At 51.6% G+C, this 14,438-nt stretch carries 14 protein-coding genes; 8 read left to right on the top strand and 6 right to left on the bottom strand.

Translation table 11 applies throughout. The features are described 5' to 3' along the window. Positions 1-48 precede the first annotated feature (48 nt). On the bottom strand, positions 49-471 hold the full coding sequence (locus tag NGAR_RS12560; protein WP_015020133.1) for a hypothetical protein: 423 nt from the start codon (positions 469-471) through the stop codon (positions 49-51). 39 nt (positions 472-510) lie between these two features. On the opposite strand from NGAR_RS12560, the gene NGAR_RS12555 reads away from it, so the two are divergent. Continuing rightward, positions 511-1,446, top strand: coding sequence for a hydroxyacid dehydrogenase (locus NGAR_RS12555; RefSeq protein ID WP_015020132.1), 936 nt, complete (start codon positions 511-513; stop codon positions 1,444-1,446). A gap of 41 nt (positions 1,447-1,487) precedes the next feature. After that, a complete protein-coding gene (locus NGAR_RS12550; RefSeq protein ID WP_148681430.1) occupies positions 1,488-1,946 on the top strand; it encodes a 50S ribosomal protein L15e in 459 nt (152 codons plus the stop codon). 301 nt (positions 1,947-2,247) lie between these two features. Here NGAR_RS12550 and NGAR_RS17760 read toward each other — a convergent pair whose 3' ends face one another. Continuing rightward, positions 2,248-2,400, bottom strand: a complete 153-nt coding sequence (locus NGAR_RS17760; RefSeq protein WP_187147497.1) for a hypothetical protein — start codon at positions 2,398-2,400, stop codon at positions 2,248-2,250. A gap of 500 nt (positions 2,401-2,900) precedes the next feature. Then, positions 2,901-3,371: a protealysin inhibitor emfourin gene (locus NGAR_RS12545; RefSeq protein ID WP_015020128.1), complete on the bottom strand. Its 471-nt coding sequence runs from the start codon at positions 3,369-3,371 to the stop codon at positions 2,901-2,903. A 111-nt stretch (positions 3,372-3,482) separates the two neighbouring features. Here NGAR_RS12545 and NGAR_RS17755 point away from each other — a divergent pair, with 111 nt between their 5' ends. The 4 genes from NGAR_RS17755 to NGAR_RS12535 all read left to right on the top strand — a co-directional run bounded on the left by NGAR_RS17755 (position 3,483) and on the right by NGAR_RS12535 (position 7,948). After that, positions 3,483-3,641 carry a hypothetical protein gene (locus NGAR_RS17755; RefSeq protein ID WP_187147496.1) on the top strand — a complete coding sequence of 53 codons (159 nt, stop codon included), beginning with the start codon at positions 3,483-3,485 and terminating at the stop codon, positions 3,639-3,641. A gap of 243 nt (positions 3,642-3,884) precedes the next feature. Further along, a complete protein-coding gene (locus NGAR_RS12540) occupies positions 3,885-4,154 on the top strand; it encodes a hypothetical protein (RefSeq protein WP_015020127.1) in 270 nt (89 codons plus the stop codon). Positions 4,155-5,049: 895 nt separating this feature from the next. After that, the gene (locus NGAR_RS17750) at positions 5,050-5,205 is read left to right on the top strand and encodes a hypothetical protein (RefSeq protein ID WP_187147495.1); all 156 of its coding nucleotides are present in this window, start codon (positions 5,050-5,052) and stop codon (positions 5,203-5,205) included. Beyond that, entirely contained in the window at positions 5,135-7,948 is a 2,814-nt protein-coding gene (locus tag NGAR_RS12535) for a DEAD/DEAH box helicase (RefSeq protein ID WP_015020125.1), read from the top strand. The genes NGAR_RS17750 and NGAR_RS12535 overlap by 71 nt, the downstream gene beginning before the upstream one ends. A gap of 512 nt (positions 7,949-8,460) precedes the next feature. On the opposite strand, the gene NGAR_RS12530 is transcribed toward NGAR_RS12535, so the two are convergent. Together NGAR_RS12530 and NGAR_RS12525 are read right to left on the bottom strand one after the other, a co-directional pair. Continuing rightward, positions 8,461-9,717: a carboxylate-amine ligase gene (locus tag NGAR_RS12530; RefSeq protein ID WP_015020124.1), complete on the bottom strand. Its 1,257-nt coding sequence runs from the start codon at positions 9,715-9,717 to the stop codon at positions 8,461-8,463. Positions 9,718-9,744: 27 nt separating this feature from the next. Then, the gene (locus NGAR_RS12525; protein WP_148681429.1) at positions 9,745-11,208 is read right to left on the bottom strand and encodes a single-stranded DNA-binding protein; all 1,464 of its coding nucleotides are present in this window, start codon (positions 11,206-11,208) and stop codon (positions 9,745-9,747) included. A gap of 101 nt (positions 11,209-11,309) precedes the next feature. Here NGAR_RS12525 and NGAR_RS12520 point away from each other — a divergent pair, with 101 nt between their 5' ends. After that, positions 11,310-12,671: a dihydrolipoyl dehydrogenase gene (locus tag NGAR_RS12520; RefSeq protein WP_015020122.1), complete on the top strand. Its 1,362-nt coding sequence runs from the start codon at positions 11,310-11,312 to the stop codon at positions 12,669-12,671. A 48-nt stretch (positions 12,672-12,719) separates the two neighbouring features. After that, the gene (locus NGAR_RS12515) at positions 12,720-13,673 is read left to right on the top strand and encodes an ABC transporter ATP-binding protein (RefSeq protein WP_015020121.1); all 954 of its coding nucleotides are present in this window, start codon (positions 12,720-12,722) and stop codon (positions 13,671-13,673) included. Here NGAR_RS12515 and NGAR_RS12510 read toward each other — a convergent pair. After that, entirely contained in the window at positions 13,670-14,437 is a 768-nt protein-coding gene (locus tag NGAR_RS12510; protein ID WP_015020120.1) for an ABC transporter permease, read from the bottom strand. The two genes, NGAR_RS12515 and NGAR_RS12510, sit on opposite strands and share 4 nt — an antisense overlap. Position 14,438 lies beyond the last annotated feature (1 nt).

Genomic DNA, 14,438 nt, shown 5'->3' with positions numbered 1-14,438 from the left:
TGCCGGATGCCACTAGTGTGGGGGCTGTAATAAATTAATCGACCAACCTCAGGATATTATTATCTTGGCGCGTGCAAGGATCTCTATCTGCAGCGCTTCAGGACCAGATATGCTTGCGCCATGCAGGGCTAGCGGGTTCTGCGCCGCGGCCGGGGTGTCCTGCACAGGCACGGTAGGAAGAAAGCGCGCCAGTTTTGAAAATATTATCTTGGCGTACCAATTGTTTTTAATACACATCTTTTTCTCTTCCTCTTCTTGCAGATCGTCTAGCATGACGATCCTGTCGATCGTGCCCGAGCCAATGAACGCGTCTTTCCTGACAAACAACATATGCGTTCCTCGCATCCAGTCGCGCTTTATGCTGACATAGAAGGAGTGTGCGACGAACAGCCGCCTTTCAAGCTCGTCGTTCTGTATCTTCAAGATAAAGCTTGAAGGCTCTTCTGACACAAGGCTCTTGTTTTGAGGCAATTATAAAACATTATATTACTACTGGATTTTTCAAGCGCTATGCAAGTCAGCGGCAAGGTGCTCATCTGTGACTCTATCGACCAGGCAGGCATCGACAGCATGAAGCGCGCGGGGCTCACTGTCGACTACAAGCCAGAGATAAAGCCGGCCGAGCTCACATCTTCTTCTGTCAAGGATTATGATGTCATCATCGTGCGAAGCAGGACCAAGATCACAAAGGAGGTAATCGACGCTGCTGCAAACGCCAAGATAATCGCCCGCGTAGGCGTCGGGCTTGACAACGTCGACGTAAGGGCCGCCGAAGCAAAAAAGATCAGAGTCATAAACGCACCCGAGGCAGCTTCTGTCGCGGTGGCCGAGCTTGCAATCGGGTTGATGATATCGCTTGCAAGAAGCATACCGAGGGCTGATGCAGAGGGCAAGCGCGGCAACTGGATCAAGAAAGAGCTTATGGGCACGCAGCTGTCAGGCAAGTATCTCGGCATTGTCGGCGTGGGCAACATTGGCCGGAACATCGGCAGGATGGCAAAGGCGCTGCGGATGAACCTGATCGGCTATGATCCGTACCCTATTAACCGCGAGTTTATCTCTGAAACTGGCATGATAGTCACCGACCTTAACACGCTGCTTGAAAGCTCTGACTTTGTCACGTGCCACGTGCCGGCGACCCCAGAGACAAGGCATATGTTCAACGCCGAGCGCCTGGCAAAGATGAAGCCCACTGCATACCTTGTCAACACGTCAAGGGGCGAGATAATAGACGAAAACGCGCTGTACGAGGCGCTAAAGAACGGCAAGATAGCCGGCGCGGCCTTGGACGTCTTTGAAATCGAGCCGCCAACTAACAAACAGCTGCTCAGCCTGCCGAACCTGATATGCACGCCCCACATTGGCGCGCAGACAAAAGAGGCGCAGGAGCTGGCTTCGACCGTGATTGCCGAAAAGGTGATCCAGATCCTGCGCGGCGTAATATAGATTATAAAAGGGTGCCAGACAGGAGAGTGTAGTATAATAACATGCACAGCTACATGACCCAGACTTGGCTTCGAATGTGGAAGGAGAATTCAGACGAGCTCAAGTCAAAGGCAATTGCTTGGAGGACAGAGCCGACCATTCACAGGATAGAGAGGCCAAGCAGGCTCGACAGGGCCAGAAGACTGGGCTACAAGGCAAAGCAGGGCATCGTAGTTGTGAGAGCCCGCGTGGGCAGGGGCGGTATGAGGAAGCAGCGCCCAGTGGCAGGCAGGAGACCAAAGCACATCGGCGTCGTCCACATCAAGCAAGGTATCAATATGCGCAAGGTCGCAGAGCGGAGAGTGAGTGAGAAGTTTCCCAACCTCGAAGTGCTCGGATCATACTACCTGTACAAGGATGGCATGAACATCTGGTACGAGGTCGTACTGGCAGACCCATCGCACCCTGCTATCTCCAAAGACAGAGAAATGCGCGGTAAGCTAAAAGCGTTTGCAAAGTAGGCATTTTGCTCGTATTTTTGTAAGCGGCATGCTCAGGCATGCATAACCGACCTTTTTCAAGCGTGCATAAATGATGCATAATTTGAGCACGGCCATGCACAATTGCAAAATAACATTATACATCATCCATGACGGGTGAAAGACGACGCTTTGTTCACTGCCATTATCGCCGGCATTGGGCAATAGCTGCGTGGATTATTATTAAAGAACTAGTTTTAGAGTTCCGCTGCAAAGATGGTTTGTTATAGTGCTGCATTTCGGTTGTTTTTGCTGCATTGTGGGGGTTTGGGTTCTATTGAGGTCAAGCAGTGAATTGTTCACTTGAGAGAGTTTCCTCTATCGGAACAGTACTAACAATCTCGATGGTCTTTGTGCCAGCTTCGAGTGGCATAGTTGCTATTACTTCAAGCTCGGTATATTCCCACGTTACCTGTTGTTCCTGCACTTCATTCATAAACATAATAAGCGTATCTCCGTAGCAATATCATTCTGGACGCTGTTGGTGTTCCAGCTGTTCAAATAAATGCTCGTGGAATCGGATTCTTAATTCGGTGTTCTGGGGCACGTCCACATTCATCAGTATCAAAGATGTGTCCCAATCAACTGTGAAGTTGAGCACCTTTGATTCTACATCTGAAAACAGAAAATACGTTGTAAGCCCAAAGTCGCTTATGTCTACGCTTGCAGAGTGTTCTACAGGTGTTGGTGGTCTAAAGAGTGAGCAACCAAAGCCACAAAGGCTATGCCTGTAGCCAAACCCACTATTACTGCCAGCGTTGAACTTTGTGACACAGTTCAACAATCGCTATTCTTGTATACTTGAACCTTCTGCAATTGTGGATCATTGTATATCTCTATCCAACAACTATATCTCTTCCATTTTCCAGCTAGTTGAATCTCTGCACTCAATATATCACGGATTTCACACCAAGTCTTCTTGGTCAAATAACCCTTTCAGCTAGCGTTAGCGTATGCGACTTCTATTTCGCTGACAATGCTCTTCAGCCCTGCAGGAACCGGCTCAGATGAAGCAAAGTCATCGATCCACGACACTGAATGGGTCACGCCGTCCATCGTGATGGTCAGCGAGTAAGAAAAGTAATCAGCCGGGCCCTGCCTTGGCGGGTAGACGCTGTCCATCGCGAAGAACCCGCTGCCGGCTATTGCCTGCCGAAGCTCCTGCACCTTTGCGTCTGACAGCTGTCTCTCTTCCGTTGAGCCTAGAGTGCTGCGGTAGAACGTGATAACGCCGGTCTTGGAATCAAACACTAGCTTCTCGTTGATGCCCGCTATGCCGCCTGACTTGACGTACTCGAATTTCAGCTCATGTGACTCCTGCATGGCGAGTATCGCCATCGGCACGGCTACTGCAATCGCCACGCCTACAGCTGCCAGGCCGGCGATGACCAGCGTTCTTTGGCGCATATGGCGTGGATGCTAGAAATTCCTAATAAATATATGACTGACCTATGGGTCAGTTTTAATTTTAACATTTAGCGGACTTGCTAAATAGAATGACGCCGTCTATGGTACAGCTTGCAAACTCTCGTAATTGAGCTCTTGGTCCTTGCAGTGTCCATGTTCTTGATGGGCATAGTGATATTTATCATGGCACGGAGCCAGAAGCTGAAACAGATAGCAGATTCAAAGTGGCCCCAGCGTTTGACCAAAGAAGACATCCGTGACGTGGGATAGAGTTTCCAGCTAGACAAAAGTTCCACGAGCCTTTTAACGTCGAATCCTGCCATCTATAAACAAGTCGAAGGCCAGACCGACTTTCGTATCCCTATACGAACGAACATACAGTCGTTCCTGCTACCGTGCAAGAGCCACGCTCTGGCAGGACCGATTTCTCTTTGCTTGCTGTATATATGCATATACAGCACACAGACTGCTTAAGTATTACAAAATACAAAGGAAAAGCAAGGAGATAAGGGCATGGTCGTAATAATAGAACTGGTGTCCATGATCATAGGCAACCCTGCAACAGGAGCTGGCAGCGCCGCAGGTATGAATCCAATCGATACTGTGGAATTGGTCGCGATAGTAATTGCCTCAATCATATTTGTGTACTTTGCCATCATCATATCCCTTGTCAGCTATAGAAGGAGAAAGGAAATTGAAGCTCGTGCTGCGGAATGGAGAAAAGGAGAGGAAGAGCGAAGGCGCAGGTTGCGGGAAGTTCTGTCCGAACTTGGTTCTGGTTGATATATCCTGCTGGCATCATATAGAGCAGAGAAAGACAGTAGAAGCTAGTCGTTTTCTTTCTTTTTTATCCTTCAGGATTAGTTATCAAATGTGATCTTTTGAAATTTGATAAGGGAACTCGTATGCATACCTTTTGCTACTGAATAAGGACTTCTTCGCTATCTTGAACTTTGCAGGACTCGGGAAATATATCAGTGCTGAAGCAAACAACATTTAGAATACATTTTTCTAATTCGTATTTTCAGTTTTTAACTTTCTAATGTAACAGTGTGGGGAACCACATAACAACGAGATCAGTATCAAAACTGTACAAAGGGCCAACGTATTGCCAAGCCTGAAAGCCGGTTCATCTGCTTCTGTCTGGCGAGTAAGGCTTTTCTTACCTTCGATCTGTCATAGGTTGTTACTAATCGACGATAAAATGGTATTTTCCCTTTTTTCTAAAAAGAACATGAAGGCTACTACCGTCTTACACTGGCATATTCTTTTCTTAGCTTTCCCCATATTCGTGCAGAGTCAAGGGATCGCCACAAGCTGTGCACTCAATCCCAATGGATATCTCTTATCACAATTCTTACATACATATGCGACATTGGATTATGGCGCGAGTGCATTTTATTGTGATATTAAATTTAGGAGCATAAGAACATAATGATAGAAAATATGAATTATCTAAGACGGCCCATCAGGCTCATATATGTGACAATGAAAGCCAGTGATCTCAGAGTTACAAGGCTATCATACAGAAAGAAGAGGAGCACTGTAAATCTTGTGGTCGGTCTTACATATCAACGTGCTTTGGCTACCTACCATATAACGGAACGACACTACAGCTCTGACGCCGGCGCTTAGTGTAAGGATATATATTTATTGGACGTACAATGACTAGCTGCCGATGGCAGGAGAAATTGCAAACTTTGACTCATACGCGCTGGTCGCCGTCGGGCTATTCGTCGCCGGCCTGTTTGCAGTAATGGTTTATGAAAGATCAAGCCAGAAACAAAAACGAGAACAGCAGCGCCCCGGAACAGCTGCAGACACTGAAAAGTGACCACGCAGAAGAACAGCTTACCATAGAAAAATTTCGAAAAGAAGGCTTTACATCTTTAACCACGATCCAGCGCAAGGCTCTGCCAGTCATTGCCAGAAAAGTGAACTGCCTGCTTGTCGCGCCCACCGGCTCCGGCAAGACCGAGGCTGCAGTCATGCCCGTTTTCACGATGCTTGCCCACCAGAGGGAGGTCCCGGCCAAGACCATAAGGGCGATTTACATCACTCCGCTGCGCGCCCTCAACAACGACGTTCTCCGACGTGTCGTGCGCTATGCACAGTCCGAAGGCTTGCGGGTCGAAATCCGGCACGGCGACACCACGGTTCTGGCAAGGAAGAAAATAGTCAAAGACCCGCCGGATGTCTTAATAACCACGCCAGAGTCGCTTGCGGTGGTCCTGACAAGCGAAAAGATGCTGGCGGCCCTGAAAGGCTTGCAATGGGTCATTGTCGACGAAGTGCACGAGCTGGTGGCAAACGAGCGGGGCGCCCACCTTTCATTGAGTCTTGAGCGTCTGCAGGCCGCGTCATCGTCACAGCACGTCGCAAGGATCGGGCTTTCTGCCACGGTTGGCAACCTAAAGCAGACCGCGCAGTTTGTTTCGGGCACGGGCAGGCGCCACGCGGTGTTAGTGGACACGACAAGCCGCGGCTACGACATCGATGTCAGGTTCGTCAAGGGCTCGCTCAACAACGTCGCGCATTTTGTGATCGAATACGTAAAGAAGGAGAAGGTTGAAGGCTCGATCCTACTTTTCACAAACACCCGCGACGAGGCCGAGTACCTAGGCACCATCCTGAAGAACCAAGGCGACATCAAGGTGGATGTCCACCACGGGTCGCTCTCAAAGGAGATGCGGGAAGAGACAGAGCATACTTTGAGATCAGGAGAAGCAGGCATAGTGGTATGCACGAGCTCGCTCGAGCTTGGCCTTGATATCGGCTCGGTAGATCTGGTTATCCACTACGGGTCGCCCCGGCAGGTATCAAAATTGATGCAGAGGATCGGCCGGAGCAGGCACCGGCAAAGGAGCTTTGCCAAGGGTCTGGTGGTTACCAACAACGCTGACGACGAGATAGAAGCGCTTGCGATAATCCGGCGTATGAAAAAAGGCTCCATCGAGGAGCAAAAGATGCATGAAGGCGCGCTCGATGTCATGGCCCACCACTTGGTTGGACTGGCAATGCAGACTCGTGATCCGGTAAAAGTGGACTATGCGTACGACCTTATGACCCGCGCCTACCCCTTTAGAAACGTCAGCTTGTTTGATGTCGAAAGCTGCCTTGACATTCTGGCAAGCCACAACGTCATAAAATACGACCGGGACAACCGCACCTACGTCCGCAGGATAAAGGCGTACAAGTATTACTTTGAGAACCTCTCCATGATACCCCATGTCCTGAAATTCGAGGTCATTGACTCGATAAGCAAGCGCAGGATAGGCACGCTTGACCAGCAGTTCGTGGGCGACTATGGTGAAAAGGGCAACGTCTTTGTGCTCAAGGGATCGCAGTGGCGCGTTCTGTCGGTGGACGAAGGTCGATTGGTAGTTAATGTCGAACCTCTGCGTGGCGCTGCAATCAACATCCCCTACTGGGTCGGCGAAATGATCCCTGTCGACTACAAGACTGCCGAAGAGGTGGGCGAAATACGCAACCAGGCTGCAAATGACGCGATAAAGCTGTCGACTCCAATAATGGACGAGACAAAAAAGGCGCTAAAAGTAATCCCGGATTCAAAGAACATTGTTGTTGAAAGTTACGGTGCGCGCAACATGCTGGTCATACATTCCGTTTTTGGATCAAAGGTGAACAACACGCTCGCATCATTGTTATCAACCATCCTGTCGTCGCAGCTGGGCTACATTGTCGAGTCGAGGTCTGACGCCTACAGGATAATGCTCACCTCAAGCGCAAGGATCGTGCAGGGCAAGCTTGAAGCCGTGCTGAGCGACGTCTACGACCTAGAGCCAGTGATCATTGCAGCCCTGACAGGCACTCACAACATCAACTGGAAGGTGTGGATGGTCGCAAAGCGCTTTGGCATGATAAGCCGCGAAGCAGTCTATGACAAGAAGGTGGCGCGCATGATCTACGACAGGTATTCAAAGACGCCAGTGAGCGCTGAGTCGATACGCGAGCTGGTGCATGACAAGTACGACATAGCACGGACGCAAAAGGTGCTTGATGACATCAAGCAGAAAAAGATCAAGATCCACTGGCTGGAAGTGACCGAGTTTTCAGACCTTGCCAAGACGATAATAGAACACTCTGGCAAGATGGCCGGCGCGATGCCGCTGAGTGTGGAAAAAGGGGTGATCGAGCTCATAAAGGAGCGGCTGGAAAAGACAAAGCACCGGCTGGTGTGCATCCGCTGCGGCAAGTGGGAGCGCGTGATGGAGACCAAGTATGTGCCTGAAGAGATATCGTGCCCCTACTGCCGGTCGCGCCTCATCACCGCGACTTTCTGGTCGGACGACGAGATGTCAAGGGTGATCAGGACAAGGCTTGCAGGCGGCAAGCTGACTGCCGAGCAGAACCACAAGTTCGAGCGGGCGTGGAAAGTGGCGTCGCTTGTCAACAACTTTGGCAAGAAGGCGATAATAGTGCTGTCAGGTCACGGGGTTGGTGCCGACACCGCAGCAAGGATACTGCGCAACTACATCGACGAAGAGCAGGTGTACAAGAGCATCTACGAAGCAGAGAGGCAGTACGTGATCACCCGCGGCTTTTGGGCTGATTAAACTATAGTGGTTTTGGACAGTGGCTGTCCTGCAAGAATTCTGTGATGCCTTCCAAAGATATTCTATGCATTACAATACCAACCTCTTCAGCATCATAGATTTTACATCTTGTCTGAAAAGATACCGCCTTGCCTTCACCATAGTTTATCCCCTATACTTAGATCGGCGTATTTACCAGTGTTGTCTTTGTGCCAATATTCAACGACACTAGGTATTCGCCATAAAGATGAGCAAAACTCATTGGTGCATGTTGTGATAAAATATATGCTGTTGTATTTGCATTTGGATAGGTGCTGAAGAACTCTTACCTCGTTCAGATCCCTTGTTATTTTTATTGCAAAATTGTGGGCGTCTTCTTGCTTGATGGTGGTAGCATGCCAAGGCTAGCAGCCCATGCAAATGCAACTACAAACGCAGTACCGATAGCCAGTCCGGCTGCAACCGGTGCCACCTCTTCCATGTGCATTCACAATAGAAGATGAAGCGTTACTTGAGCGTTATGTATGCAATGTCTAGGCGATGGGGCTATTGCTCTTTGTCTTTTGCCACACGTTCCAGACGACTTCCTGCAGGGCATGCTCGCGGTCGCCGTATTTCGACTGCCACATGTTGGCGACGTATTCGCCGGCGGTGGTCCTGTTTTCAAGGCGCTTTTCAAGGATGCCCAAAAAGTCCGGCTTGACCCCCAGGTTGGCAAGCCCTTTTCTTGCATAGTCAAGCTGGCTCCTGACAGTCTCGATGATGTTGAAATGCGTCCTTGCGTTAAATCCAGACCTTACAACTGCCTGCCGCTCCTCCCTTATCGACGCAAGAGGCCGGAGTGCCCTTTCTTCATGGATCGCCTTATGGAGGTAGCCAGCAAAAAATTCTGTCAGAGCCATCATTGTCTTTGGCGTGGGCTGGACTGACATGACCCGGGTCTCGACCCTGTAAAAGCCGGTGTTGAGGCGTATGCGGGCATCGTCGTGCCTTTCCTTGACAAGCCCAAAATAGTCCTTTGCGATCACTGGCTTTCTTGAAACAATGTAGTCGATATAATCCTCTACGCCAGCGAGGTACCGCGGGATGCCGGGGAACCCCGAGTTCTGCTGCTCTGTCTGGTCGTACAGGTAGATCCGGGGCTCATGCAGCGAAAACACCCTGCCGGCAAAGAGCCTGCTATTGGCGCCAAGCAGGATTGCCGCCGGAATGAGGTTCAGAATGTGGTTGAACATCTGTGCTGTAAAGTTAGGGTTCTTGCCCTGCAGGTGGAGGTGAAAGCCCTGTATAGCGGCCGCTGCGTGAAGCGCCTTGATCTTTTGCCCGTCGATCTCTATATCAGGGAGCCTGCGCTGCCACCTTGCCAATTGCAAATAGCGCGGCTTTCTTGTAACGAGACCACCCTTCAGGACGTGGGGCGACGGGTTTGCTCCAAGAAACACAGGGAACACATCGCGCTTGAAGACTCGGTTGACCACCATGTCAAGGTGCTCTATGAACTCCTCAAACTGCGAGTTCAACCGGATCAGGCGATCAAAAGATACGGGCTCGGTCTTGTATTCCAGTTGGCACTTGCCGTACTCATAGTCGATGTCGTGGTACCTGCGCAGGCGCTCGATGGCCGGCTTTGCGTTGACCGGCTCTCCCTTGGCATCAATGAGGCAGAGCTCGATCTCGACTCCGACCTTGAAATTTTCATCGGTCCGGGAAGAGTGGCTGCGCACCATCGCCTTGAGCTTGCTTGCCTGCCTTGCAATGCGCGCGGCAGCTGCTGCAGATGACCTGCCCACGTAAAAACAACCGCCTGATGTTTTTAATTAGCTTAGCCTTGTCACCGACGAGTACGGCCTGAGCGTCAGTTCTGCCTTGCCTTCTCGCCCTGCGCCTGTCGTGACCCCTGCGAGCCTCACCCTATCGCCTACGCTCAATTTGTTGACGCTGGCGCTCTGGTTGCGCCAGCCAACCAGCCTTATCTCCCCCGTGTCGTCCCCCAAGAGCGTGGAAGTCACTGGCACCGTCTCGCCCATCTTGGTGGTGACGTCCGCGGTCTCTGGCACCTGCAATACGATGGCTTCAACTATGCACGGGTCCTGCGACACCTGTATGTCCTTGATCTTTTTCTCAAATTTTGTCAATTTGGGAAAGGAGGCATCGTCGTCAGTCACCCGGATGTATGAATCGTCCTTTGATAGCACCACAGAATTTCCAAAGATGCGCGAAGGAACGCACTCGATCATGGCTCCGGCGCTCAGCTGATCTGAGCTGGCAAGCGAGTTGTCGACCGTCAGCACAAATGTCCTGCCCGCTCTATCAGCCGCAAGGCAGAGAAAGCTTCCCCTGCCCGTCTCCTCGCCCACAGAAACGATCCGCAGTGGCATGACCTCTACGTCCTCCTGCGAATTGGAAAACTGCAGTATCGTGCCCTCGTCGCCGTGGATCTCAAAGTCGCCATTGCCATACTGGGGGTTGCCCTGCTTTACCTTGACCCCAATCATGCGCACCTTGGCGCCGGTCTTGAAGACCTTTGGCAGCCTCGTTTCGTCGACATTCCAGATGACTGCCCTGAGCGTGCGGGTGCCGGCATCGTTTGATACCTGCATCTGGAGCGATTTGCTCGCCTCGCCCCTTGCATTGACAAACTCGCTAAGGCGTGGGTTGGCGCTTATCGTGCCGGTAATGACCGCACTGTCCTGCGGCCCAGTTATTGTGTCTATGGTGGAGTTGAGCGAGTCGATGCTAGGGATCGCCGGGTCGTCGCCCCGCACCGTCTCGATAGCGCTGTAGCTGCCAAGGTTTATCACCGGCTTGCCATCAAGCCCTGACCTGACGTAACCCTTGATTATCTTGATGATGTCGCCGGCCTGCAAGCCCATTTCGTCCGGCAAGTTAACCTGCTTGTCCCACAGCTTGACCTTCACCCTTGCGTCCTTGTCGTAAACAACTATGGTGCGGGTGGCGGCCTGCTCGTTGCTGTCCCTTTTCGTGAACGTGTGGACAGGGTAGATGTTCATTATCCTGCCGGTGACCGTCACGTCCTTTGCCCCGACGTAAATGTCCTTGAGGCCCGCCTGTACCTTGGGCACGTTGTCAAACGAGATGCCGAGGTCTGCAGCGACCAGAAATAGTGCGCCCTGATCTGTAAGGTAGCCTGCGCCCACCTTGCGCTTTTTTTCATCGATCAAATCCCTTATTTGCTCGGGGCTGAGCTCGGGCCTTTGCCGGAGCATGGTTTCAAGCATCCCCTTAAAATCATGCGACGGTGGTGACGATGATGACGACAAGCTTTTCCCAAAGCCTCCAGTTCTGAAAAAACCATTACCAATCACTTGCTAATATATCTTGAGAACGCCACGTTTATCTGAGCTGCTTTCGATCATCAGTCATGGAGGAATTCGACCTGATAGTAATTGGGAGCGGCTCAGGGCTCGATGTAGCAAACGCGGCCGCAGAGTCTGGCCTCCGCGTCGCGGTGATCGAAAAGGGCAGGATGGGAGGCACATGCCTTAACCGGGGCTGCATACCATCAAAGCTGCTAATACACAGCGCAGATGTCGCCGAAATGATCAGGAGCGCCGGACAATTTGGCATCAATGTCGATGGCTTTACGGTAGATTTTGAAAAAATAATCAATAGGACAAACAGCATCGTAGATTCCGACTCTGACAGGATCCGGCAGGCTTTCTCTGAAATAGACAACCCAAAGCTATTCCCGCACGAATGCAGGTTCGTCGACAAAAAGACAATTTCTGTCGGAGGCCAGACGATCAAGGCCGACAAGATACTGATAGCGTCAGGAACACGCCCGGCGATCCCAAAGATAAAGGGGCTTGAGGGGAGCGGCTTTATCACAAGCGACGAGGCGCTGAGGCTCAAAAAGCAGCCCCGCGTGCTTACGATAATCGGCGGAGGATACATCGCGGCAGAGCTGGCACACTTTTTCGGCTCGCTTGGGACAAAGATAAACATCATACAGCGCCGGGACATGCTGGTGCCCGATGAGGATGAAGAAGTCGCAAGAAAATTCACTGACCTATTTTCCAAGAAATACAATGTCCACCTTGGCTACAACACCCAGTCGGTGAGCAAAAGCAATGGCACGTTCGCCGTCGTTGCAAAAAATTCTTCAGGCAAAAAGATCGAAATAGAGTCCGACCAGCTGCTAGTGGCTACAGGCAGGGTGCCCAACTCGGACACGCTTGACCTTGAAAAGACAGGAGTCAAGATAGACAGCGCTGGCTTTATTGTCGTTGACGAGCACCTAGAGACAAGCGCCAAGGGGATATTTGCGCTGGGCGACGCCGTTGGGCGCTACCTGTTCAAGCATGCCGCAAATCATGAGGCACAGTACGCATTCCACAACCTGATGCATGAAAATAAGAAGGTCGCAGTAGACTATACGGCCATGCCGCATGCAATATTCAGCTCGCCTCAGATCGCCGGTGCCGGCTACACCGAGCAGGAGCTGAGATCCAAGGGCATCAAGTACACCAAGGCAATCTACCCGTACATCCGGACTGCGATGGGCGAGGCCATAGAAGACAGGGATGGGTTTGTAAAGCTGCTTGCTTCAAGCGAGGGCAAGATTCTTGGCTGCCACATAATCGGGAGTCACGCGTCGATTCTGATCCATGAAGTGCTTGTGGCGATGAAGCTTGGCGCTGGCATCGATGCCATTTCAAGGACGGTGCACATCCACCCCGCGCTTTCGGAGGTGGTTGCCCGGGCTGCCTACGCCTTTGGATAGAGATATAAATGCAGAAATTAGACCCGCCCCCGATACAGGGCTATAGGTATGGAAGAGCCATGCGTTCACGTCTCTGACCTGCGTAAGAGCTACGGCTCGGTGCAAGCTGTAGACGGCGTGTCCTTTGACATAGAGTATGGCAGGGTATTTGGCTTCCTCGGCCCAAACGGAGCTGGCAAGACCACTACGATAAAGGTGCTGACCACGCTTGTCCACCCGACATCCGGCACGGTCAAGATATTTGGCAAGGACATCGTCAAGCACCAGAAAGAGATCAAGAAAAAGATAGGAGTGGTGCTGCAGGAGCCGAGCTTTGAAGCGAACCTGACTGTCGAGCGGGCGCTTGAGCTGTATGGCTTAATGTGGGGAGTGCCGAGCGAAAAGAGGCGCGATAGGGCGCGGGAGCTCTTGGACAAGTTCGACCTTGCGTCCTTCAAGGGCATGAAAAACGACGAGCTATCCATAGGCCAGAGGAGGCGGGTGCAGGTGGCAAGGGAGTTCATGCACGACATGGATCTGCTCTTCCTTGACGAGCCGACGGTCGGGCTCGACCCGGCGGCAAGGCGCATACTGCTCGACTATGTCAAAAAGCACGTGAAGGGTGGGCTGACCGTGTTTTTCACGACCCATATCATGGAGGAGGCAGAGTACCTCTGCGACGAGATAGCGATAATCAACCGCGGCAAGATAATCGCCACCGACACGCCGGCCGGCCTGAAGCAAAAGTACGGGGGCGTTAAGGCAGTGGAGATAAAACTAAGGGATTCATCGGCACAATCTGTCATGCACATAATCAGACCGATAGCAGGCAGCAGCTCGATTATCGAGACGCCGGCGGAAAGCATGATTAGGATAAGCTCCGCAGACGCTCAGGAGATGCTAATGAAGATAATCGAGTCGCTTTCAAAAGACGCGGTCCAGATAGAGAGCGTGTCAGTCAACCCGCCGACGCTTGAAGAGGTCTTCCTCGCCGTTATAGACAAGGAAGAAAAAGAAGCCTAGATCTTCATCCTCAACATCGACAGCGTGGCAAGAAAGAACGCGGCCGCAGTTATCGCAGCAATGATCCCGACTTCGACGTTTGTGAAAAAGTCAATCTGATTGAATATGCCTGCTCTGGTGATGTCCACGATGTACGTCAGAGGATTAAAGTAAAAGGCCGTGCTCAGCGCGCCGGGCACCCCCTGTGTCGGGTAGAATGCAGTGCTGACGAACGAAAAGAACAGAAAGACGCTGTTGACAATGACGTTAAAGCCCTCGTTGCTCTTGAGCCGCGTCGATATTATTATCGCAATGGAGCCAAAGAATATTGCGCCGGTTATCAGGGCGTAGAGCACATACATCGACCCGACAAGCGTAGGCACCGCGCTCCCGACTAGCGTGGGAGTCCCTGCCACTAGGATGAGGCCAGCGCTTGCAAGGCCCATGAGCATTATCGTGATGATGCTACCGGCGATGTACTCCATCCTTGCAAAAGGCATCACCAGTATCTGCTGGAACATGCCGTTTCGCTTGTCGTTCCATATTATGCTGCCCGCGATCGTGCTGCTGTTCATCATGTTAAAGCCGATCATGCCAGCTGCAAGGTACGCCGGGTATGCGATGAAGGCGCTGCCCACCGGGACGCCGCCCTCGCCAATGAGCGCGGAATAAGAGTAGCCAGCGATAAAGATGTAGACTATTGGGAAGACTACCTGCCACACGAGGAATACCTTATCAATCGAGGCGACAAGGTTCCGGTACAGCAGTATGGCGACGGCGTTCAAT

This window comes from Candidatus Nitrososphaera gargensis Ga9.2 (assembly GCF_000303155.1).
In the GTDB taxonomy this organism is placed as follows: domain Archaea; phylum Thermoproteota; class Nitrososphaeria; order Nitrososphaerales; family Nitrososphaeraceae; genus Nitrososphaera; species Nitrososphaera gargensis.
Note: the sequence above shows the minus strand (reverse complement) of the source record. Positions and strands in the feature narration are given on the sequence as shown.